Source organism: Cryobacterium sp. 10I1 (assembly GCF_035019805.1).
GTDB classification, from domain to species: domain Bacteria; phylum Actinomycetota; class Actinomycetes; order Actinomycetales; family Microbacteriaceae; genus Cryobacterium; species Cryobacterium glucosi.
The window spans coordinates 1-20,049 of record NZ_JASJVF010000041.1; the positions used below are offsets into that span (position 1 = coordinate 1).

General features: G+C 63.9%; 30 protein-coding genes and 1 pseudogene. All 31 read right to left on the reverse strand.

Going from position 1 to position 20,049, the window contains the following annotated elements; genetic code table 11:
• On the reverse strand, positions 1-825 hold an 825-nt coding region (map, locus tag QN345_RS06005), incomplete at its 3' end, for a type I methionyl aminopeptidase (RefSeq protein WP_323508506.1).
• Between the two features lie 22 nt (positions 826-847).
• A complete protein-coding gene (locus QN345_RS06010) occupies positions 848-1,462 on the reverse strand; it encodes an adenylate kinase (RefSeq protein ID WP_323508507.1) in 615 nt (204 codons plus the stop codon).
• Entirely contained in the window at positions 1,459-2,781 is a 1,323-nt protein-coding gene (secY, locus tag QN345_RS06015; protein WP_134449900.1) for a preprotein translocase subunit SecY, read from the reverse strand. Before secY ends, QN345_RS06010 begins: the two co-directional genes overlap by 4 nt.
• A gap of 94 nt (positions 2,782-2,875) precedes the next feature.
• Positions 2,876-3,421 carry a 50S ribosomal protein L15 gene (rplO, locus tag QN345_RS06020; RefSeq protein ID WP_134449899.1) on the reverse strand — a complete coding sequence of 182 codons (546 nt, stop codon included), beginning with the start codon at positions 3,419-3,421 and terminating at the stop codon, positions 2,876-2,878.
• The gene (gene rpmD, locus QN345_RS06025) at positions 3,421-3,603 is read right to left on the reverse strand and encodes a 50S ribosomal protein L30 (RefSeq protein ID WP_174774564.1); all 183 of its coding nucleotides are present in this window, start codon (positions 3,601-3,603) and stop codon (positions 3,421-3,423) included. The genes rplO and rpmD overlap by 1 nt, the downstream gene beginning before the upstream one ends.
• Positions 3,603-4,274: a 30S ribosomal protein S5 gene (rpsE, locus tag QN345_RS06030; protein ID WP_104101028.1), complete on the reverse strand. Its 672-nt coding sequence runs from the start codon at positions 4,272-4,274 to the stop codon at positions 3,603-3,605. The genes rpmD and rpsE overlap by 1 nt, the downstream gene beginning before the upstream one ends.
• A 35-nt stretch (positions 4,275-4,309) precedes the next feature.
• Entirely contained in the window at positions 4,310-4,681 is a 372-nt protein-coding gene (rplR, locus tag QN345_RS06035; protein ID WP_134449898.1) for a 50S ribosomal protein L18, read from the reverse strand.
• 2 nt (positions 4,682-4,683) lie between these two features.
• A complete protein-coding gene (rplF, locus tag QN345_RS06040) occupies positions 4,684-5,220 on the reverse strand; it encodes a 50S ribosomal protein L6 (protein WP_323508508.1) in 537 nt (178 codons plus the stop codon).
• 6 nt (positions 5,221-5,226) lie between these two features.
• On the reverse strand, positions 5,227-5,625 hold the full coding sequence (gene rpsH, locus QN345_RS06045; protein WP_066597609.1) for a 30S ribosomal protein S8: 399 nt from the start codon (positions 5,623-5,625) through the stop codon (positions 5,227-5,229).
• Between the two features lie 108 nt (positions 5,626-5,733).
• Positions 5,734-6,333 carry a 50S ribosomal protein L5 gene (gene rplE, locus QN345_RS06050; protein WP_134449896.1) on the reverse strand — a complete coding sequence of 200 codons (600 nt, stop codon included), beginning with the start codon at positions 6,331-6,333 and terminating at the stop codon, positions 5,734-5,736.
• Positions 6,333-6,692 carry a 50S ribosomal protein L24 gene (rplX, locus tag QN345_RS06055; RefSeq protein ID WP_134449895.1) on the reverse strand — a complete coding sequence of 120 codons (360 nt, stop codon included), beginning with the start codon at positions 6,690-6,692 and terminating at the stop codon, positions 6,333-6,335. The genes rplE and rplX overlap by 1 nt, the downstream gene beginning before the upstream one ends.
• Before the next feature lie 3 nt (positions 6,693-6,695).
• Positions 6,696-7,064, reverse strand: coding sequence for a 50S ribosomal protein L14 (gene rplN, locus QN345_RS06060; protein WP_134449894.1), 369 nt, complete (start codon positions 7,062-7,064; stop codon positions 6,696-6,698).
• Between the two features lie 33 nt (positions 7,065-7,097).
• Positions 7,098-7,397 carry a 30S ribosomal protein S17 gene (gene rpsQ, locus QN345_RS06065; protein ID WP_134449893.1) on the reverse strand — a complete coding sequence of 100 codons (300 nt, stop codon included), beginning with the start codon at positions 7,395-7,397 and terminating at the stop codon, positions 7,098-7,100.
• A 2-nt stretch (positions 7,398-7,399) separates the two neighbouring features.
• Positions 7,400-7,744 carry a 50S ribosomal protein L29 gene (rpmC, locus tag QN345_RS06070; RefSeq protein WP_134449892.1) on the reverse strand — a complete coding sequence of 115 codons (345 nt, stop codon included), beginning with the start codon at positions 7,742-7,744 and terminating at the stop codon, positions 7,400-7,402.
• A complete protein-coding gene (rplP, locus tag QN345_RS06075) occupies positions 7,744-8,163 on the reverse strand; it encodes a 50S ribosomal protein L16 (protein WP_134449891.1) in 420 nt (139 codons plus the stop codon). The genes rpmC and rplP overlap by 1 nt, the downstream gene beginning before the upstream one ends.
• A 2-nt stretch (positions 8,164-8,165) precedes the next feature.
• A complete protein-coding gene (rpsC, locus tag QN345_RS06080) occupies positions 8,166-8,927 on the reverse strand; it encodes a 30S ribosomal protein S3 (protein ID WP_134449890.1) in 762 nt (253 codons plus the stop codon).
• The gene (gene rplV, locus QN345_RS06085; protein ID WP_134449889.1) at positions 8,927-9,292 is read right to left on the reverse strand and encodes a 50S ribosomal protein L22; all 366 of its coding nucleotides are present in this window, start codon (positions 9,290-9,292) and stop codon (positions 8,927-8,929) included. Before rplV ends, rpsC begins: the two co-directional genes overlap by 1 nt.
• A 26-nt stretch (positions 9,293-9,318) precedes the next feature.
• Entirely contained in the window at positions 9,319-9,600 is a 282-nt protein-coding gene (gene rpsS, locus QN345_RS06090) for a 30S ribosomal protein S19 (RefSeq protein ID WP_134449888.1), read from the reverse strand.
• Between the two features lie 9 nt (positions 9,601-9,609).
• Positions 9,610-10,449, reverse strand: a complete 840-nt coding sequence (gene rplB, locus QN345_RS06095) for a 50S ribosomal protein L2 (protein WP_134449887.1) — start codon at positions 10,447-10,449, stop codon at positions 9,610-9,612.
• A 25-nt stretch (positions 10,450-10,474) separates the two neighbouring features.
• On the reverse strand, positions 10,475-10,777 hold the full coding sequence (rplW, locus tag QN345_RS06100) for a 50S ribosomal protein L23 (RefSeq protein ID WP_104100968.1): 303 nt from the start codon (positions 10,775-10,777) through the stop codon (positions 10,475-10,477).
• Positions 10,777-11,427: a 50S ribosomal protein L4 gene (gene rplD / locus QN345_RS06105; protein WP_134449886.1), complete on the reverse strand. Its 651-nt coding sequence runs from the start codon at positions 11,425-11,427 to the stop codon at positions 10,777-10,779. The genes rplW and rplD overlap by 1 nt, the downstream gene beginning before the upstream one ends.
• Before the next feature lie 4 nt (positions 11,428-11,431).
• Positions 11,432-12,091, reverse strand: coding sequence for a 50S ribosomal protein L3 (rplC, locus tag QN345_RS06110; RefSeq protein ID WP_134449885.1), 660 nt, complete (start codon positions 12,089-12,091; stop codon positions 11,432-11,434).
• Positions 12,092-12,099: 8 nt separating this feature from the next.
• A complete protein-coding gene (gene rpsJ, locus QN345_RS06115) occupies positions 12,100-12,408 on the reverse strand; it encodes a 30S ribosomal protein S10 (RefSeq protein ID WP_035834607.1) in 309 nt (102 codons plus the stop codon).
• Between the two features lie 1,013 nt (positions 12,409-13,421).
• Entirely contained in the window at positions 13,422-13,631 is a 210-nt protein-coding gene (locus QN345_RS06120; RefSeq protein WP_174774565.1) for an Rv0909 family putative TA system antitoxin, read from the reverse strand.
• A gap of 142 nt (positions 13,632-13,773) precedes the next feature.
• Entirely contained in the window at positions 13,774-14,967 is a 1,194-nt protein-coding gene (tuf, locus tag QN345_RS06125; RefSeq protein WP_134449883.1) for an elongation factor Tu, read from the reverse strand.
• Positions 14,968-15,111: 144 nt separating this feature from the next.
• Positions 15,112-17,226, reverse strand: coding sequence for an elongation factor G (gene fusA, locus QN345_RS06130; protein WP_134449882.1), 2,115 nt, complete (start codon positions 17,224-17,226; stop codon positions 15,112-15,114).
• 102 nt (positions 17,227-17,328) lie between these two features.
• Positions 17,329-17,799: a 30S ribosomal protein S7 gene (gene rpsG, locus QN345_RS06135; RefSeq protein ID WP_323508509.1), complete on the reverse strand. Its 471-nt coding sequence runs from the start codon at positions 17,797-17,799 to the stop codon at positions 17,329-17,331.
• Positions 17,799-18,173 carry a 30S ribosomal protein S12 gene (rpsL, locus tag QN345_RS06140; RefSeq protein ID WP_055787040.1) on the reverse strand — a complete coding sequence of 125 codons (375 nt, stop codon included), beginning with the start codon at positions 18,171-18,173 and terminating at the stop codon, positions 17,799-17,801. Before rpsL ends, rpsG begins: the two co-directional genes overlap by 1 nt.
• A gap of 366 nt (positions 18,174-18,539) precedes the next feature.
• Positions 18,540-19,202: a spermidine/putrescine ABC transporter substrate-binding protein gene (locus QN345_RS06145; protein WP_241987496.1), complete on the reverse strand. Its 663-nt coding sequence runs from the start codon at positions 19,200-19,202 to the stop codon at positions 18,540-18,542.
• 44 nt (positions 19,203-19,246) lie between these two features.
• Entirely contained in the window at positions 19,247-19,735 is a 489-nt protein-coding gene (locus QN345_RS06150) for a DUF6121 family protein (RefSeq protein ID WP_134449880.1), read from the reverse strand.
• Positions 19,736-19,812: 77 nt separating this feature from the next.
• Positions 19,813-20,049, reverse strand: a pseudogene (locus QN345_RS06155) (hypothetical protein); the annotation flags it as partial.

Consider the following 20,049-nt stretch of genomic DNA (forward strand, 5'->3'; position numbering starts at 1 on the left):
GATGGGGACGGGGATGACGCCGAGGGGGGCGAGCTGGGCTGCGCCGCCGTCCTCGGCGGTGAGCACCCAGATGCCGTCCTTGTGCACGGCGACGCTGTGCTCCCAGTGCGCGGCCGCGAGGCCGTCACTCGTCGCGACGGTCCAGTCGTCGTCGCGGACGAAGGTGTCGATCGATCCGAGCACGACCATCGGCTCGATGGCGACGACGAGTCCGGGCTTGACCTCCGGTCCCTTCTGGCGCACCCGGTAGTTGAAGACAGGAGGGGCTTCGTGCATGGACCGGCCGATGCCGTGGCCGACGTAGTCGGTCAGGATGCCGTAGCTGCCCTGCGACTCGATGTAGTCCTCGATGGCGTCGCCGACCTCGTTGAGGTACCGCGCCTCAGCGAGGCGGGCGATCCCGTGCCACAGGGACTGCTCCGTGACGTCGGAGAGTTTCTGGCGTTCGGCCACGACCTCAGGCCTGCTCGGGTCCGGGATCACGAAGCTGAAGGCGGCGTCACCGTTCCAGCCGTCGAGGATCGCGCCGCTGTCGATCGAGACGATGTCGCCAGGGGCGAGGACACGGGCGCCCGGGATGCCGTGGACGACGTCCTCGTTCACGCTCGCGCACACCGTGTGGAAGTAACCCTGCTCGAGCTTGAAGTTCGGCAGGCCGCCGCGAGCCACAATTGCGGCCTCTGCGGCCGCATCGAGCTCGAGGGTCGTGACACCGGCCCGCATCAGAGCGCGGGCCGCGTCGAGGGACGCGGCGGTCGCGAGGCCCGGTGCGATCATCAGCCGCAACTGTGCCGGCGACTTGTAGATGGATCGACGAAGGCTCATTGCCTGGTTCCCCGCAAACGGATCAGGACGCGCTCGGTGCGTCCGTGTTGATGTCGACGGCGTGAAGCTCGCGCTCCGCGAGGGCACTCAGAATGCGCTCGGTCACCGCATCGACGGCACCGAGGCCGTCAACGGTGACAACGAGCCCGCGGGCCCCGTACACGTCGATAAGCGGAGCGGTCTGCTCCGAGTAAACCTCGAGACGGTGACGGATGACGTCGGCCGTGTCGTCCGCTCGGCCCTGTTCGGCCGCGCGCTTGAGCAGACGGGCGACGACCTCGTCGGTGTCCGCTGAGATCTGGACGACGGCATCGAGTGCGGTGCCTTCGGCGTCGAGCAGGCGGTCGAGCTCGTGCACCTGTTCGAGCGTGCGCGGGTAACCGTCCAGGAGGAAACCGCCAGCGGCATCCGTCTGGGCGAGCCGGTCGGCGACGATCTCATTGGTCAGCGAGTCGGGCACGTAGGCGCCCTTGTCCATGAACGCCTTGGCTTTGAGGCCGAGTTCGGTCTGGTTCGTCACGTTGAAGCGGAAGATGTCGCCGGTCGAGACGGCGGGGATACCGAAGGCAGCGGCCAGGCGAACCGCCTGGGTGCCCTTGCCGGCGCCGGGCGGGCCGATCACGAGCAAGCGGGTCATCGGAGAAGCCCTTCGTAGTGACGCTGCTGCAACTGGGAGTCGATCTGCTTGACCGTCTCGAGGCCGACACCAACGATGATCAGGATGCTGGCGCCGCCGAACGGGAAGTTCTGGTCGGCTCCGATCACCGAGAATGCGATCAGCGGCAGCAGGGCGATCAGGCCGAGGTAGAGCGCACCGGGCAGGGTCACCCGGGTCAGCACGAAGTCGAGGTACTCGGCCGTGGGGCGTCCGGCACGGATGCCGGGGATGAATCCGCCGTACTTCTTCATGTTGTCGGCGACCTCTTCCGGGTTGAAGGTGATCGCGACGTAGAAATAGGTGAACCCGACGATGAGCAGGAAGTACATCAGCATGTAGAGCGGGTGGTCGCCCTTGGTCAGGTTGTTCGTGACCCAGGAGACCCACGCCGCCGGGGCCTGTCCGGCAGCCGGCTGGTTGAACTGCGCGATCAGGGCCGGCAGGTACAGCAGCGAGGACGCGAAGATCACAGGGACGACGCCGGCCATGTTGACCTTGATCGGGATGTACGTGTTGTTGCCGCCGTAGGTGCGTCGTCCGACCATCCGCTTGGCGTACTGCACCGGGATGCGTCGTTGCGACTGTTCGACGAACACCACGGCCGCGACGACCAGCAGTCCGACCGCGATCACGATCAGGAAGGTGTCGAGGCCCTTCTGGTTGAGGATCGAGCCGAGGGAGTTCGGGAAGCGGGCCGCGATGGACGTGAAGATGAGGAGCGACATGCCGTTGCCGATGCCGCGCTCGGTGATGAGCTCACCCATCCACATGATGACGCCGGTGCCTGCCGTCATGGTGATGACCATGAGCATGATGGCGTACCAGGCGTCGTTGGTGATGAGCTGCGAGCACTCGGAGCTGGAGGAGGTGCCGAACAGCGCACCGCTGCGGGCGACCGTGATGAGCGTCGTCGACTGGAGGATGCCGAGGGCGATCGTGAGATAGCGCGTGTACTGGGTGAGCGTGCTCTGCCCGGACGCGCCCTCTTTGTAGAGGGTCTCGAAGTGTGGGATGACCACGCGCAGGAGCTGCACGATGATCGAGGCCGTGATGTACGGCATGATGCCGAGCGCGAAGACCGACAGCTGAAGCAGCGCGCCACCGCTGAACAGGTTGACGAGTTCGTACAGGCCACTGGTGCCCTGGTTCGCCGCGAGACACGCTTGCACGTTTCCGAAGTCCACAAAGGGAGAGGGGATGAACGAGCCCAGTCGGAACAGAGCCACGATACCGAGGCTGAATCCGATTTTCTTGCGAAGGTCGGGCGTGCGGAAGATCCGCGCTATGGCGCTGAACAAAAGGCCTCCAGTTACTAACGTGAAACGAGCCTGCCGGGGCCGCTATCGAATGAACGATGGCGACGCCCGACAAGCTCGATCAGCGTCTACGGACTTACTTGATTGAGCCACCCGCGGCGACGATCTTCTGCTCAGCTGAGCTGGAGACCTTGTCGACCGCAATGTTCAGCTTAACGGCAATTTCACCGTTACCGAGCACCTTGACTTTTTCGTTGTCACGAACGGCGCCCTTGGCGACCAGGTCGGCGATGGTGACATCGCCACCGTTCGGGTAGAGCTCGGCAAGACGGTCGAGGTTGACGACCTGGTACTCGACGCGGAACGGGTTCTTGAACCCGCGCAGCTTCGGGGTACGCATGTGCAGAGGCATCTGCCCACCCTCGAAGCCGATGCGCACGTTGTAGCGTGCCTTGGTGCCCTTGGTGCCACGACCCGCGGTCTTACCCTTGGATCCTTCACCGCGGCCGACGCGCATACGGTCCTTCTTCGAACCGGGAGCGGGGCGAAGGTGGTGGACCTTCAGCACCTGCTCGCGCTTCTCAGCGGGTGCAGTCTTCGCGGCGGCAGCCTTGGGGGCAGCCTTCTTTGCGGTGGCGGGCTTGGTTGCCGCCTTGGCGGCAGCGTCCTTCTCGTCAGCCATTAGTCAATCTCCTCGACCTTCACGAGGTGAGCAACCGTGTTGACATAGCCGCGGTTCTGCGAGTTGTCCTCGCGGATCACGACAGCGCCAATGCGCTTGAGACCCAGGCTGCGAAGCGTGTCGCGCTGGTTCTGCTTCTCACTAATTTTGGACTTGATCTGTGTCACTTTGAGGCGAGCCATCAGGCACCTGCCTTTGCTGCCGCTGCTGCAGCAGCAGCCGCGGCGTCGGCGCGCAGGAAACGGGCCGGGGCCACGTCTTCGTACGCGAGGCCACGACGGGCGGCAACGGCACGCGGCTCTTCGAGCTGGTGCAGTGCCTCGACGGTGGCGTGGACGATGTTGATGGTGTTCGACGAACCGAGCGACTTGCTCAGGACGTCGTGGATGCCGGCGCATTCGAGCACGGCGCGGACGGGGCCACCGGCGATAACGCCGGTACCGGCAGCGGCGGGACGCAGCAGGACAACGCCCGCTGCGGCTTCGCCCTGGACGGGGTGCGGGATCGTCAGGCCGACGCGGGGAACGCGGAAGAAGTTCTTCTTCGCTTCCTCGACGCCCTTGGAGATAGCGGTCGGGACCTCGCGGGCCTTGCCGTATCCCACGCCGACGAGTCCGTTGCCGTCACCGACGACGACGAGGGCGGTGAAGCTGAAGCGACGACCACCCTTCACCACCTTGGAAACGCGGTTGATGGTGACAACGCGCTCCAGGAACTGGCTCTTGTCGGCGTCGCGGCTTCCGCGATCCTTGTTCGGGTTGCGCTCACGGCCACCACGACGAGCCTCACGAGGCTCGTTCTGTGCCGGAGCGGTTGACGCAGCGGTTTCGACGGGTGCCTCAGCGGCCACCACGGTCTCCTTGGCTGCTGTGTTACTGGTTTCAGCGGTCACAGGTTCAATCCACCCTCTCGAGCTCCCTCGGCGATGGCAGCGACGCGTCCCGCGTACTTGCTGCCGCCACGGTCAAATACGACGGCGTCGATACCGGCGGCCTTCGCGCGCTCGGCGACGAGTTCACCGACCTTACGGGCCTTGGCGGTCTTGTCACCATCGAAGGTGCGCATGTCCGTCTCGAGCGTGGATGCCGACGCAAGGGTGAAACCCTTGCTGTCGTCGACGACCTGCACGAAGACGTGGCGAGCCGAACGGGTGACGACGAGACGGGGACGAAGCTCCGTCCCAACGACCTTTTTGCGAAGACGTGTGTGCCTGCGTCCGCGGGCAGCGGCCTTGCTCTTACCTCTAGTTCCGAGACCCATGGTTACTTACCACTCTTTCCGGCCTTGCGGCGAACAATCTCGCCGGCGTAACGCACACCCTTGCCCTTGTAGGGCTCAGGCTTGCGAATCTTACGGATGTTGGCGGCGACCTCGCCGACGGCCTGCTTGTCGATGCCACCGACCGTGAGGCGGTTGACGCCCTCGACGGTCAGGGTGATGCCGACGGGCGGCTCGATGAGGACCGGGTGTGAGAAGCCAAGGGCGAACTCGACCGCGGTGCCCTTCTGGGCGACGCGGTAACCGGTACCGACGATCTCGAGGCCCTTGGTGTAACCCGCGGTCACCCCGATGATCTGGTTGGCGATCAGGGTGCGGGTCAGGCCGTGCAGCGAACGCGATGCGCGCTCGTCGTCCGGACGGGTGACGACAACGTGGCCGTCTTCGATCGACACCTGGATCGGGTTGGCGACGGTGAGCGCAAGCTCACCCTTCGGGCCCTTGACGCTGACGAGGCGGCCCTCAGTGGCAACCGTGACATCCGCGGGGATCGGGATGGGGAGTCTTCCAATACGTGACATTGTCGACTACCACACGTAGGCGAGAACTTCTCCGCCTACGCCCTTCTTCTCGGCCTGACGGTCGGTGAGCAGACCGCTGGAGGTGGACAGGATGGCAACGCCGAGGCCACCGAGAACGGTGGGGATTTCGGTCGACTTTGCGTACACGCGCAGGCCGGGCTTGGAAACCCGCTTGATGCCGACGATGGAACGCTCGCGGTTCGGACCGAACTTGAGGTTCAGCGTGAGGGTCTTTCCGACCTCTGCATCCTTGACATCCCAGGCGGAGATGTAACCCTGCGCCTTGAGGATGTCTGCGATGTGCGCTTTGAGCTTGCTGTGCGGCATCGACACTGTGTCGTGGTACGCCGAGTTAGCGTTGCGCAGTCTGGTCAGCATGTCTGCGACCGGATCTGTCATTGTCATTTGTGGTGCCTTTCTCGCCTGGTTTCGTTCATCCGTTACACGGGTGACGACCTTGGTCGTGGTGGGGCTGGACGGTTGTCCAGCCCCAGGGTTTAAAACTAGCCGGTACTACTTAGTGTTCTCGGCCGTCTGGAAGGGGAAGCCAAGCGCCTTGAGCAGCGCACGGCCTTCTTCGTTGTTCTTGGCGGTCGTCACGATGGTGATGTCCATACCGCGAAGACGGTCGATCCGGTCCTGGTCGATCTCGTGGAACATGACCTGCTCGGTGAGACCGAAGGTGTAGTTGCCTGCACCGTCGAACTGCTTGTCCGAGAGGCCGCGGAAGTCACGGATACGGGGAAGGGCGAGGCTCAGAAGCCGGTCCAGGAATTCCCACATGCGGTCGCCGCGGAGGGTGACGTGGGTTCCGATGGGCTGTCCTTCGCGCAGTTTGAACTGCGCGATGGACTTGCGGGCCTTGGTGACCTGCGGCTTCTGGCCGGTGATCTTGGTGAGGTCGGAGACGGCGCCATCCATGATCTTGCCGTCGCGAGCTGCCTCGCCGACACCCATGTTGACGACGATCTTCACGAGGTTCGGAATCTGGTGAACGTTCGTGAAACCGAGCTCGGTGGAGAGCTTGGCGGAGATCTCGTCGCGGTACTTCTGCTTGAGACGCGGAAGCGTCTTGACGGGCGCTTCGCCCGCAGCAACGATCGTGTCGGTCATCAGAGGTCCTTCCCTGACTTCTTGGCGTAACGGATGCGGACCGTCTTGGTGACGCCGTCCTTCGTTACCTCTTCGATGCGGACGCCGACGCGAGTCGGCTTCTTGGTCTCCGGGTCGACGATGGCCACGTTGGACGCGTGGATCGGCGCCTCCATGGTCTCGATGCCGCCGGTCTTGGTGCCGCGCTGGGTCTGGCCGACACGAACGTGCTTCGTGACGAAGTTGATGCCCTCGACGAGGACACGGTTCTTCTCCACGAGCACGGCGATGACCTTGCCCTGCTTGCCACGGTCGCCGCCGCGTGCCTGGCTGCGGCCGCTGATGACCTGTACGAGGTCACCCTTTTTGAGTCTGGCCATGATTTAGATAACCTCCGGTGCCAGCGAGATGATCTTCATGAACTTCTTGTCGCGAAGCTCGCGACCGACCGGTCCGAAGATTCGGGTGCCCCGGGGGTCACCGTCGTTCTTCAAAATCACTGCGGCGTTCTCATCGAACTTGATGTACGAACCGTCTGGACGACGGGTCATCTTCTTGACGCGAACGACGACGGCCTTGACGACGTCGCCCTTCTTGACGTTTCCGCCCGGGATCGCGTCCTTGACGGTGGCGACGATGGTGTCACCGAGGCCTGCGTAACGACGACCGGAGCCACCGAGGACGCGGATGGTCAACAGTTCCTTGGCACCCGTGTTGTCGGCAACCTTGAGTCGTGATTCTTGCTGAAGCACTTTTTATACCCTTCTATCAAGTAAGCGCGAGGCTTACTTGGCCTTCTCGAGGATCTCGACCAGGCGGAAGCGCTTGGTGGCGCTCAGCGGACGGGTCTCACTGATCAGGACCAGGTCTCCGACGCCGGCGATGTTCGCCTCGTCGTGGACCTTCAGCTTGGACGTACGGCGGATGACCTTGCCGTACAACGGGTGCTTCACGCGGTCTTCGACCTCGACAACGATGGTCTTATCCATCTTGTCGCTGGTCACGTAGCCGCGCAGCGTCTTCCGGTAGCCGCGAACGAGAGCTTCTGCCTCGGCTGCGACGACCGTTTCGTCAGTCTTCGCCATGACTAGGCCTCCTTCGTTTCGACGGCCTCAGCGACAGCATCCGTTTCGGATTCTGCAGCCTTAGGGGCCTTCTTGGGCTTCTTCTCTGCCTTGTCGGCCTTGACGGCCGCTTCGACCGGTGCGGGCGTCGGGCGAATGCCCAACTCGCGCTCACGGAGAACCGTGTAGATACGAGCGATGTCGCGCTTGACCGCGCGGAGGCGGCCGTGGCTTTCAAGCTGACCGGTGGCCGACTGGAAGCGCAGGTTGAACAGCTCTTCCTTGGCCTTCTTCAGCTCGTCGAACAGTCGTTCGTTTTCAAAAGTGTCGAGCTCGACTGAGGCGAGCTCCTTGGATCCGATCGCCATTATGCGTCGCCCTCCTCGCGCTTGATGATGCGTGCCTTCAACGGCAGTTTGTGAATGGCGCGGGTGAGCGCTTCCTTGGCGACGATGTCAGTGACACCGCCGATTTCGAAGAGCACACGACCCGGCTTCACGTTGGCGACCCACCACTCCACAGAACCCTTACCGGAACCCATGCGGGTTTCGGCCGGCTTCTTGGTGAGCGGGCGGTCAGGATAGATGTTGATCCAGACCTTGCCGCCGCGCTTCATGTGACGGGTGATCGCGATACGAGCGGACTCGATCTGACGGTTGGTCACATACGCGGGGGTGATGGCCTGGATGCCGTACTCGCCGAACGACAGCTCGGTGCCACCGGTTGCGTGGCCGGTGCGGCCCGGGTGGTGCTGCTTACGGTGCTTGACTCTGCGTGGAATCAACATGGTTATGCCTCAACTCCTGCTGCAACCGGCGCCGCGGCCTCTGCGCGGGGCGCACGGCGGGGTCGGTCGTCACGACGCTCGGGGCGGGACGACTTAGCGTTGGCCTGCTCGCGGGCGAGTTCCTTGTTGGTGATGTCGCCCTTGTAGATCCAGACCTTCACGCCGATGCGGCCGAAGGTGGTCTTGGCTTCGTAGAAGCCGTAGTCGATGTTCGCACGCAGGGTGTGCAGTGGCACGCGTCCCTCGCGGTAGAACTCCGAGCGGCTCATCTCAGCGCCGCCGAGACGACCGGACACCTGGATGCGAACACCCTTGGCGCCGGCGCGCTGGGCGCCCTGCAGGCCCTTGCGCATCGCGCGGCGGAAAGCCACACGAGCGGAGAGCTGCTCTGCGATGCCCTGGGCAACGAGCTGGGCGTCGACCTCAGGGTTCTTGACCTCGAGGATGTTGAGCTGGATCTGCTTGCTCGTGAGCTTCTCGAGGTCGGAGCGGATCCGCTCGGCCTCGGCGCCACGACGACCGATCACGATGCCCGGACGGGCGGTGTGAATGTCGACGCGAACGCGGTCACGGGTGCGCTCGATCTCGATGCGCGAAACTCCCGCGCGGTCGAGGGTCGTGCTCAGCAGGCGGCGGATCTTGACGTCTTCAGCGACGAAGTCGCTGTAACGCTGGCCCGGCTTCGTGCTGTCAGAGAACCAACGCGACACGTGGTCGGTCGTGATTCCCAGACGGAAGCCATACGGGTTTACTTTCTGACCCATTACTTCGTACCCTCCTCAGGAGTGGCGAGCACAACAGTGATGTGGCTCGTACGCTTCTTGATCTGGAATGCGCGACCCTGTGCGCGGGCCTGGAAACGCTTGAGGGTCGTACCCTCATCAACGAATGCCTGGCTCACGAAGAGGTCCTGCTCGTCCAGGTATGTGTTCGCTGCATCGGCCTTGACTCGTGCATTCGCGATGGCCGAGGCCACCAGCTTGTACACCGGGTCGCTGGCGCCCTGCGCTGCGAACTTCAGGATTCCCAGGGCCTCGTGGGCCTGCTTGCCGCGGATCAAGTTGACGACGCGACGAGCCTTCTGGGGGGTAACGCGGATGTGACGCACGCGTGCGATCGACTCCACCATTTCTTCTCCTCCTTCACGTCACCGCGTTAGCGGCGACGGCCCTTCTTGTCGTCCTTCACGTGACCACGGAAGGTGCGGGTGGGCGCAAACTCGCCGAGCTTGTGCCCGACCATGCTCTCGGTGACGAACACCGGGATGTGCTTGCGTCCGTCGTGAACCGCGATGGTGTGCCCGAGCATGTCGGGGATGATCATCGAACGGCGCGACCAGGTCTTGATTACGTTCTTGCTGCTGGCTTCATTCGCCCGGACAACCTTGCGAAGCAGGTGGTCGTCAACGAAAGGGCCTTTCTTGAGACTGCGTGGCATCGTCTACTCCTACTTACGCTTCTTGCCGACAGTACGGCGACGAACGATGAGCTTGTCGCTTTCCTTGTTCGGGTGCCGGGTACGGCCTTCTTTCTGGCCCCAGGGGCTGACGGGGTGACGTCCACCGGACGTCTTTCCCTCGCCACCACCGTGCGGGTGGTCGACCGGGTTCATGGCAACACCACGAACGGTCGGGCGAACGCCTTTCCAGCGCATCCGGCCGGCCTTGCCCCAGTTGATGTTCGACTGCTCGGCGTTGCCGACCTCGCCGATCGTGGCGCGGCAGCGGGCGTCGACGTTGCGGATTTCTCCGGACGGCAGGCGCAGCTGGGCGTAGATGCCATCCTTCGCAACGAGGCGAACCGACGAACCGGCGGAGCGGGCCATCTTGGCACCGCCGCCCGGACGCAGTTCGACCGCGTGGATGATGGTACCGGTGGGGATGTTCTTCAACGGCAGGTTGTTGCCGGGCTTGATGTCAGCACCCGAACCCGACTCGATGATGTCGCCCTGGTTCAGCTTGTTCGGGGCGATGATGTAGCGCTTGGTGCCGTCAACGAAGTGCAGGAGCGCGATGCGCGCCGTGCGGTTCGGGTCGTACTCGATGTGAGCGACCTTGGCGTTGACGCCATCTTTGTCATTACGACGGAAGTCGATGAGACGGTACTGACGCTTGTGTCCACCACCGATGTGACGGGTGGTGATGCGACCCTGGTTGTTACGGCCACCGGTCTTGGACAGGGGGCGAAGCAGGGACTTCTCCGGGGTCGAACGGGTGATCTCTGCGAAGTCCGCAACAGATGAACCGCGACGACCAGGAGTCGTGGGCTTGAACTTACGAATAGCCATTTCTTATTCCTCTAGTCCGCGCCGCTTAGCCGACGGCCGTGAAGATGTCGATGGAACCGGACTTGAGCGTGACGATGGCACGCTTGGTGTCCTTGCGCTTGCCCTGACCGAACTTCGTGCGACGCGTCTTGCCGATGCGGTTCATGGTGTTGATCGAAGCGACCTCCACCTTGAAGATCTTTTCGATCGCGAGCTTGATTTCGGTCTTGTTCGAGCGCGGGTCCACGATGAAGGTGTACTTGCCCTCGTCGATCAGGCCGTAGCTCTTCTCAGAGACGACCGGAGCGATGATGACGTCGCGGGGATCCTTGTTGATCGGGGTAGCCATTATGCGGACACCTCTTCCTTCTTGGTCTTGCTCGCCACGAACGCGTCGAACGCGCCCAGGGTGAAGACGATGTCGTCGCTGACGAGAACGTCGTAGGCATTCAGCTGGTCCCAGGACAGCACGTGCACCGTCGGGAGGTTGCGGATGCTGCGCAGTGTCAGCTCATCGGTGCGCTCGAGAACGACCAGCACGTGCTTGCTGCTGGCGATCTGGGTGAGCAGCGTGATGGCGCCCTTGGTGCTGGGCGTCTCTGCAGTGAACAGTGCGGTGACGACGTGGAGACGGTCGCCGCGGGCGCGGTCGGAAAGCGATCCGCGCAGTGCTGCCGCGATCATCTTCTTGGGGGTGCGCTGTTCGTAGTTGCGGGGCGTCGGTCCGTGGACGATGCCACCGCCGGTCATCTGGGGCGCGCGGATCGAGCCCTGACGAGCGCGACCGGTTCCCTTCTGCTTGAAGGGCTTGCGACCGGCACCGGAAACTTCTCCGCGGCGCTTGGTCTTGTGCGTGCCCTGGCGTGCGGCAGCGAGCTGCGCGACGACGACCTGGTGGATCAGGGGGATGTTGGTCTGGACGTCGAAGATTTCGGCGGGCAGTTCAACGGAACCGGACTTTGCGCCGGTTGCATCGATGAGATCGAGCGTGGTGGCCATGCGGTTACGCTCCCTTCACGGCAGTGCGGACGAATACGAGGCGGCCCTTGGCACCGGGAACGGCACCCTTGACCAGCATGAGGCCCTTCTCGGCATCAATGGCGTGAACCTTGAGGTTCAGCACGGTGACGCGCTCGCCACCCATACGACCGGCCATGCGCATGCCCTTGAAGACACGGCTCGGGGTCGAGGAAGCACCGATGGAACCGGGCTTGCGGTGGTTGCGGTGGGAACCGTGGGAGGAGGAGACACCCTTGAAGTTGTGACGCTTCATAACACCGGCGAAACCCTTACCCTTGCTCGTGCCCATGACGTCAACCTTGGAGCCGGCAACGAAGACACCGTCAACGGTGAGTTCCTGTCCCAGGGTGTAGTCAGCGGCATCCGCGGTGCGGAGCTCGGTGAGGTGACGGCGAGGCGTGACGCCCGCCTTTTCGAAGTGTCCGGCGGAAGGCTTGTTCACCTTGCGCGGGTCGATGGCGCCTGCAGCGATCTGGACGCCGGCGTAGCCGTCGATTTCCTTGCTGCGGATCTGGGTGACAACGTTCGGCGAGATCTCGATGACGGTGACGGGAACGAGCTTGTTGTTCTCGTCCCAGACCTGGGTCATGCCGAGCTTCTTGCCGAGGAGACCCTTGGTGGTCTTGGTATCGGAGTAAGACATCGCGGGCCCTAGAGCTTGATCTCGATGTTGACGTCCGCCGGAAGGTCGAGACGCATGAGCGAGTCGACGGCCTTCGGGGTGGGGTCAATGATGTCGATCAGACGCTTGTGGGTGCGCATTTCAAAGTGCTCCCGGCTGTCCTTGTACTTGTGAGGGGAACGGATGACACACACCACGTTCTTCTCGGTCGGAAGCGGCACGGGGCCGACGACTGTCGCGCCCGCACGGGTCACGGTGTCGACGATCTTGCGCGCCGAGATGTCAATGACCTCGTGGTCGTAAGACTTAAGCCGAATGCGGATCTTCTGTCCCGCCATGTCGAACTCTCTTTCTTGTCAAGGCTTCGTACATCCCGAAGGCTGCATTGGACGCCGTAGTAGCACTGCTGCTGTCGCACCACTGTTCATCTGTCAATTTCGATTCCTCGTCCCGCAGCCTTCCAGCCGCACGACTCTGAACCGAGCCAACCGCTTCTCCATACCGGGGCATGGGGGAAGGCATGGATTTCCCATGCTTTCCCGGCTGTTGGTTTAAGCTCTGTTCTGCTACCCGCGGCCTAACCGTGCGTCCTGTGGACACCGGCTATGCACTGCCTGGCAGTGATCCCGACACCGCGTGCAGCGCGGCAGTCGAAAGTGTTGAACTAGAAGAGTCTGCCACAGGGGTAGGTCTTTGTGCAACCCGGGCGTGTCGCGACCGGCGTGTCGCGCGTTTCGGCCCCCTTTCGCCCCGTTTCCAGCGCTTCGCTGCCCGTTTCGCGCTCGTTTCCCTCTGCCGGGGCCCGCGCTCGATACAGACACGCCATTCACCACGTGCGGAGGCCCGGTCTCCGAACAGGCAGCCCAAGCTCCAGCAGACGCCCGCGCAAAGCGCATCCTGCTCAACGCAATGGAGAAACCCCAGCGAGTGAAGCCGTGCACCTGCCGACGCACCCCATCTTCACGGCGCTTTTCATCCCACAGCACTTCCTCGGGCGTACGCCCGTCCCTCATGACGGGATCGAAGTACTTGATCTTCCCGTCAGCCTCCCCCAATGCTGATAGTCGGCTACGGACAACAAGTGGTCCGCAGGGTGGTCCGGTGGAATGTGTTCAGTCATGCTGCAGAGCATGTGACCCACGGAGCACATCTGGAGGTCGAAGGCGTCATTCGTGCGTTACCGACGACATCCACTCCTGTGGAGGACTGCGTTCAGACTCGAGCGCGGGTGTTCCGCCGTTCAGCGCCTGGCACAGCACCCGCGGAACGGCGGAACACCCGCGCTCGAGTGGTGCGTCCTGAGCGCCGCGGCCGACTCGGACGCTCGCTGCGGACGCTCGCCGCGCGAGCGCTAGTCGGTGCCGACGTGAGTGTCGGCGGCGGCGCGGGCCTGCTCGATCTGGTCTTCGAACTTGTTGCCGGTGACCTTGTTGACCGCGTCGGCCGTGCCGTCGAGCAGCTTGTCGCTGATGTCCTCGGCCTGCTCGCTGTGCAGGGCCTCGGTGACCTTGCTGTCGCCCAGGAACTCCTGGGCCTTCTTCGTGATGTCGTCCAGTCCCATGATCCACTCCAGTCCGGCCGCTTCAGTGCGACCGCGACCCACGATAGAACCGGGGCACGCCCACGACAAGGGTCTCGCGGGGACGCAAAAACGGGCCGGCCCCGAAGGACCGACCCGTTTCAGTGGTGCAGGTGGTGAAGAACTACTTGATGATCTTCGTCACGGTTCCGGCGCCGACGGTGCGGCCACCTTCACGGATAGCGAAGCCGAGTCCATCTTCCAGGGCGATCGGCTGGATCAGCGCGACAGTCAGGTCGGTGGTGTCGCCGGGCATGACCATCTCGGTGCCCTCGGGCAGCGTGATGACGCCGGTGACGTCGGTGGTACGGAAGTAGAACTGCGGACGGTAGTTCGCGTAGAACGGGTTGTGACGGCCGCCCTCTTCCTTTGACAGGATGTACGCGGTGCCCTCGAAGTCGGTGTGCGGCGTGACCGAACCCGGCTTGACGACGACCTGGCCGCGCTCGACGTCTTCGCGCTTGGTGCCACGAAGAAGAAGACCACAGTTCTCGCCGGCCCATGCCTCGTCGAGCTGCTTGTGGAACATCTCGATACCAGTGACCGTGGTCTTGATCGTCGGGCGGATGCCGACAACCTCGACCTCGGAGTTGATCTTGAGGGTTCCACGCTCGGCGCGGCCGGTGACGACGGTGCCACGACCGGTGATCGTGAAGACGTCCTCGATCGGCATGAGGAAGGGCTTGTCCTTGTCGCGGACGGGCTCCGGGAAGTAGTCGTCAACGGCCTGCATGAGCTCCAGGATGTTGCCAACCCACTTCGGGTCGCCTTCCAGCGCCTTGAGCGCCGACACGCGGACAACAGGAGCGTTGTCGCCGTCGAAGCCCTGGGCGGTGAGGAGTTCGCGAACCTCGAGCTCGACGAGCTCAAGGATCTCTTCGTCGTCGACCATGTCGGCCTTGTTCAGCGCGACGAGCAGGGACGGCACGCCGACCTGCTTGGCGAGAAGAACGTGCTCACGGGTCTGAGCCATCGGGCCGTCAGTTGCGGCGACAACGAGAATCGCGCCGTCCATCTGTGCGGCACCGGTGATCATGTTCTTGATGTAGTCAGCGTGGCCCGGTGCGTCGACGTGCGCATAGTGACGCTTTTCGGTCTCGTACTCAACATGGGAGATGTTGATCGTGATGCCGCGCTGGCGTTCTTCCGGAGCCGAGTCGATCGACGCGAAGTCGCGCTGAACGTTGGTCTTGGAAGGGAACGTGTCGGCAAGGACCTTGGAGATCGCTGCAGTCAGCGTGGTCTTTCCGTGGTCAACGTGACCGATCGTTCCGATGTTTACGTGCGGCTTAGTCCGCTCGAACTTGGCCTTGGCCACTGTGGGTCCTCCTCAGGACTCTCGGCTTCACCGCCCGCTGGTTTGCGGCCGGTGAAACTGCTGGATTTGTGTACTTATGTTACTCGGGCCGGGAGGCCGAAGCGATTCGGCCCGAAGGCCCGGAAAAGGCCCGAGGGCCCCAGGCTATTCGCCCTTGTTCTTCTGGATGATCTCTTCGGCAACAGCCTTGGGGACCTCGGCGTAGCTCTCGAAGGTCATCGAGTACACGGCACGCCCGGAGGTCTTGGACCTCAGGTCGCCGATGTAACCGAACATCTCCGAAAGCGGAACGAAGGCACGAATGACCTTGACGCCGCTCGCGTCTTCCATGGTCTGAATCTGACCACGGCGGGAGTTGAGGTCGCCGATGACGTCGCCCATGTATTCCTCAGGCGTACGAACTTCGACGCTCATGAGCGGCTCGAGAAGAACAGGGTTCGCCTTGCGGACGGCTTCCTTGAAGCCCATCGAACCGGCGATCTTGAACGCCATCTCCGAGGAGTCGACGTCGTGCGCGGCACCGTCGAGCAGGCTGGCGCGAACGCCGACCATCGGGTAGCCGGCCAGAACACCGACGTGCATGGCGTCCTGGATGCCCGCGTCGACCGAGGGGATGTATTCCCTGGGGATGCGGCCACCGGTGACCTTGTTCAGGAACTCGTAACCCTTTTCGGCAGTGATTTCAAGCGGCTCGATCGCGATCTGAATCTTCGCGAACTGGCCGGATCCACCGGTCTGCTTCTTGTGGGTGTAGTCGTGACGCTCGACGGCCTTGCGGATCGTCTCGCGGTACGCGACCTGGGGCTTGCCGACGTTGGCCTCGACGTTGAACTCGCGACGCATGCGGTCGACGAGGATGTCCAGGTGAAGTTCACCCATTCCCTTGATGACCGTCTGGCCAGTTTCCTGGTTCTGCTCGGTACGGAAGGTCGGGTCTTCTTCGGCCAGCTTCTGGATCGCGAGACCCAGCTTTTCCTGGTCCTGCTTCGTCTTCGGCTCGATCGCAACCTCGATGACCGGGTCAGGGAACGTCATCGACTCGAGTACGACCTGGTGGTTCGGGTCGCACAGGGTGTCGCCGGTGGTGGTGTCCTTGAGGCCGATGACCGCGTAGATGTGACCGGCGGTCACGAAGGCCACCGGGTTCTCCTTGTTGGCGTGCATCTGGAAGATCTTGCCGATGCGCTCCTTCTTGCCCTTGGTCGAGTTGATGACCTGGCCGCCGGAGTCGAGGTGTCCCGAGTAGACGCGGATGTAGGTGAGGCGACCGAAGAACGGGTGCACCGCGACCTTGAACGCGAGGGCCGTGAACGGCTCGGACGCATCAGAGTGACGCATGACGACGACCTCTTCATCGCGCGCGTCGTGGGCCTCGATGGCCGGCACGTCGAGCGGGGTGGGGAGGTAGTCGATGACGGCGTCAAGCATCGGCTGGACGCCACGGTTCTTGAACGCGGAGCCACAGAGGACCGGGTAGATCTCGCTGTTGACCGTGAGCTTGCGGATCGCGTGCTTGATCTCGGAGACGGTGAGCTCTTCGCCGGAGAAGTACTTCTCCATGAGGTCGTCATCGGTCTCGGCGACGGTCTCGAGGAGCAGCTTGCGGTAAACCGCGGCCTGCTCGACGAGGTCGGCCGGGATGACCTCGATCTCGTAGTGGGAGCCCATCTCGACGTCACCCTTGGAGTCGCCGCGCCAGGTCAGTGCACGCATCTCGACGAGGTCGACAACACCCTCGAAGGTGTTCTCGGCGCCGATCGGCAGCTGGATGACGAGCGGCTTCGCGCCGAGGCGCTTGACGATGGTGTCGACGGTGTAGAAGAAGTCCGCGCCGAGCTTGTCCATCTTGTTGACGAAGCAGATGCGGGGAACGTCGTACTTGTCGGCCTGGCGCCAGACGGTCTCGGACTGGGGCTCAACGCCCTCCTTGCCGTCGAACACGGCAACCGCGCCGTCGAGGACGCGGAGCGAACGCTCCACCTCGACGGTGAAGTCCACGTGGCCGGGGGTGTCGATGATGTTGATCTGGTTGCCGGCCCAGAAACAGGTCGTCGCAGCGGAGGTGATCGTGATGCCACGTTCCTGCTCCTGCGCCATCCAGTCCATGGTCGAGGCGCCGTCGTGGGTCTCGCCGATCTTGTGGTTGACACCCGTGTAGTACAGGATGCGCTCAGTGACGGTGGTCTTGCCAGCGTCAATGTGCGCCATGATGCCAATATTGCGGACCTTGCTCAGGTCGGTGAGCACATCAAGTGCCACGGGTGTCCTCCGGACGTTTTTTGGGGGTGTGTGGGGCGAAACAAGACAAGCCGGTGGGCGAGCGGGGCGGGTGACCCGCCCCGCTCGCTCACCGGATCGCGACTACCAGCGGTAGTGTGCGAAGGCCTTGTTCGCCTCGGCCATCTTGTGTGTGTCTTCACGACGCTTGACCGCGGCACCGAGGCCGTTGGACGCGTCGAGGATCTCGTTGGTGAGGCGCTCGGTCATGGTCTTCTCGCGACGGGCCTTGGCGTAGCTGGTCAACCAGCGGAGAGCCAGGGTGTTGGCGCGGTGCGGCTTGACTTCGACCGGCACCTGGTAGGTGGAACCACCGACGCGGCGCGAACGCACCTCGAGGGTGGGGCGCACGTTGTCGAGCGCCCTCTTCAGCGTGACGACAGCATCCGCACCGTTCTTGGCAACGACGCCCTCGAGTGCATCGTAAACGATGCGCTCGGCGAGGCCCTTTTTGCCGTCGAGGAGGATTTTGTTGACGAGCTGGGAGACGATGGGGGCGCCGTATACCGGGTCAGCGATAACGGGACGCTTGGGCGCTGGGCCTTTACGAGGCATTACTTCTTCTCCATCTTGGCGCCGTAGCGGCTACGAGCCTGCTTGCGGTTCTTGACAGCCTGGGTGTCCAGTGCGCCGCGAACGATCTTGTAACGAACACCGGGGAGGTCCTTCACGCGACCGCCACGCACGAGCACCATCGAGTGCTCCTGCAGGTTGTGACCCTCGCCGGGGATGTAGGCGGTGACCTCGGTACCGTTCGACAGCTTGACGCGGGCGACCTTGCGGAGAGCCGAGTTCGGCTTCTTCGGGGTGGTGGTGTACACGCGGGTGCACACGCCGCGCTGCTGCGGGTTGGCCTTGAGGGCGGGAGCCTTGGTCTTGGTGACCTTGGGGCTGCGGCCCTTCCTGACCAACTGCTGAATGGTTGGCACTAATTACTCCTTGTTTTTGCTGCACGGTGACAGCTCATTGATGGTTAGCATTCGATTCGTTCCGTTTCCGGTCCTTGTCGAGTTCATCTGGACCCGCCGGCGCACGCGGAACAAGTTCCGCGCGTTTCAGTGGGTATGCCGTGGGGGCTGCTCGGTGAGCAAACCCAGCATGCGTGCCGTGTCTGGGCGCCCAAGGTGCGGCACGACGAGATCGCGATGGCATGACTCAAGCGCACGACGAAGCGCACACCCCGAAATACTAACTCCCCTCGGGTAGCCCGGTCAAATGGCGAGCCTCCGTCGAGCGGATGCGGCGGGCCGGGCACGCGCGTGGCCCACGCGGCTTGTCCCCCACTCGTCCGCGACTCACAGGCCGTGAGGCCAGAGCGGGGAGTTGAGGGTGCTGTCGAGATCGGCGAGCAGGGACTGCACCCAGGGCTCGACGAACTCGTTCACCGCGGCCCGCATCCGCTCACGATGGCGGTACAACGCCATGCAGACCTGGCCGCCGACCTCGGCCGCGTACTCGTCGGCGAGGCGCAGCTCGGCGCGAATTGCCGCCTTCTCCTCCGCGGTGAGTGGCGCCGGTTCGGCGACGAACGCGGCCGGGGAGGCGGGGCGCGCGAGTTCGGCGAAGGTGAAGAGGTAGGGCGCCTCACGTTCGGCGGGCGGGTCGAGCTCGAGGCCGGCGAACTCGGGGTCGAGGCCGTCGGCCGGGCGATAGCTCGCGACGGCGGCCTTGCGTTCCTCGTTCGCGCGGATCTCCCGGCTGAGCAGCGGGAGGGTGGACTCGGTGTACGCGTCGACGGAGCCGTCAATCACAGCCTTCACGCGCATGGCGAGGGCGTGCTGCACCGCGTGCGGGACATCGGTCGTGAGGCCGGCGGCGCGGATGACGGGCGAACCGAAACAGGTGCGGCACAGCCGCGTCCTGCGGGTGTGCGTGCCGGGTCGCCACTTGGGGAGCCAGCTCAGCCAGTCGTCGACGACATCGCCGACGCGTGCTTCGATGGAACCATCCATGGACATTAAGGTTACTCGATGCCGCAGGTGTTCGGCGGGGAGATTTCGCCCTATTCGTCCGGGCGTTCCCAGGGCCACAGCGGCCGGCCGTGTTCGTTGATGCGGGAGGCGAGCACGAGCGAATACAGCAGGGTGACGACGAAGGCGAGGATGCCGGTCGTCGCCGCGAACGGCTCGCGCAGCACCGCCGCGGCGAAGGTCAGCCCGCTGAACAGTTGCCCGTTTCCCAGGGGATAGAGCACGGAGCCGGCGGCGACGAACCCGAGGAACGCGGCGATGCCGGTTCCGGCCGCGTACCCGAGCGCCACCCGTTGGCGGCGCGGCGATGCCCGCAGCCCGAGCCACAGCAGGAGAGCGAAAACCAGCAGCACGGCCGCCGCCGCCATTCCGGGACCGACGAGCGGGCCGGCATCCGTCACCGGGATGACCTCGATGTCGGCGAGCAGGCTGATCATGCCGAAGGCCGCGACGAGCAGCGCCGCGTAGAGCACGGCCGCGAACACGGCGACGACGGCCGCGTATCGCTGATAGTCGCGCATCGCTCAGGCCTCACTCCCCCGCTGCGGGGGCTGCACCCCTACGGCGATTCCGCCGGCCGGCTTCGGACTGTTCGGGATTACTGCGGACGGGAGAGCTGCGGCCCTTCGGCGAGGCGGCGGTCGTAGTCCTGGCGGGCGGCGGCGTTGCGGGCCGTGACGGTGCGTCCGCGGCGGGCGATCCAGGCGCCGAACCAGATCGGCACCTCGCGGGCGACGACGGCGGCGGCGATCGCGTACGGGCTGAGCCACTGCGCGGTGATGAAGCGGACCGCTTCGGACGGGGTGAAGTTCCAGGCCTGCACGGTCAGCAGCGC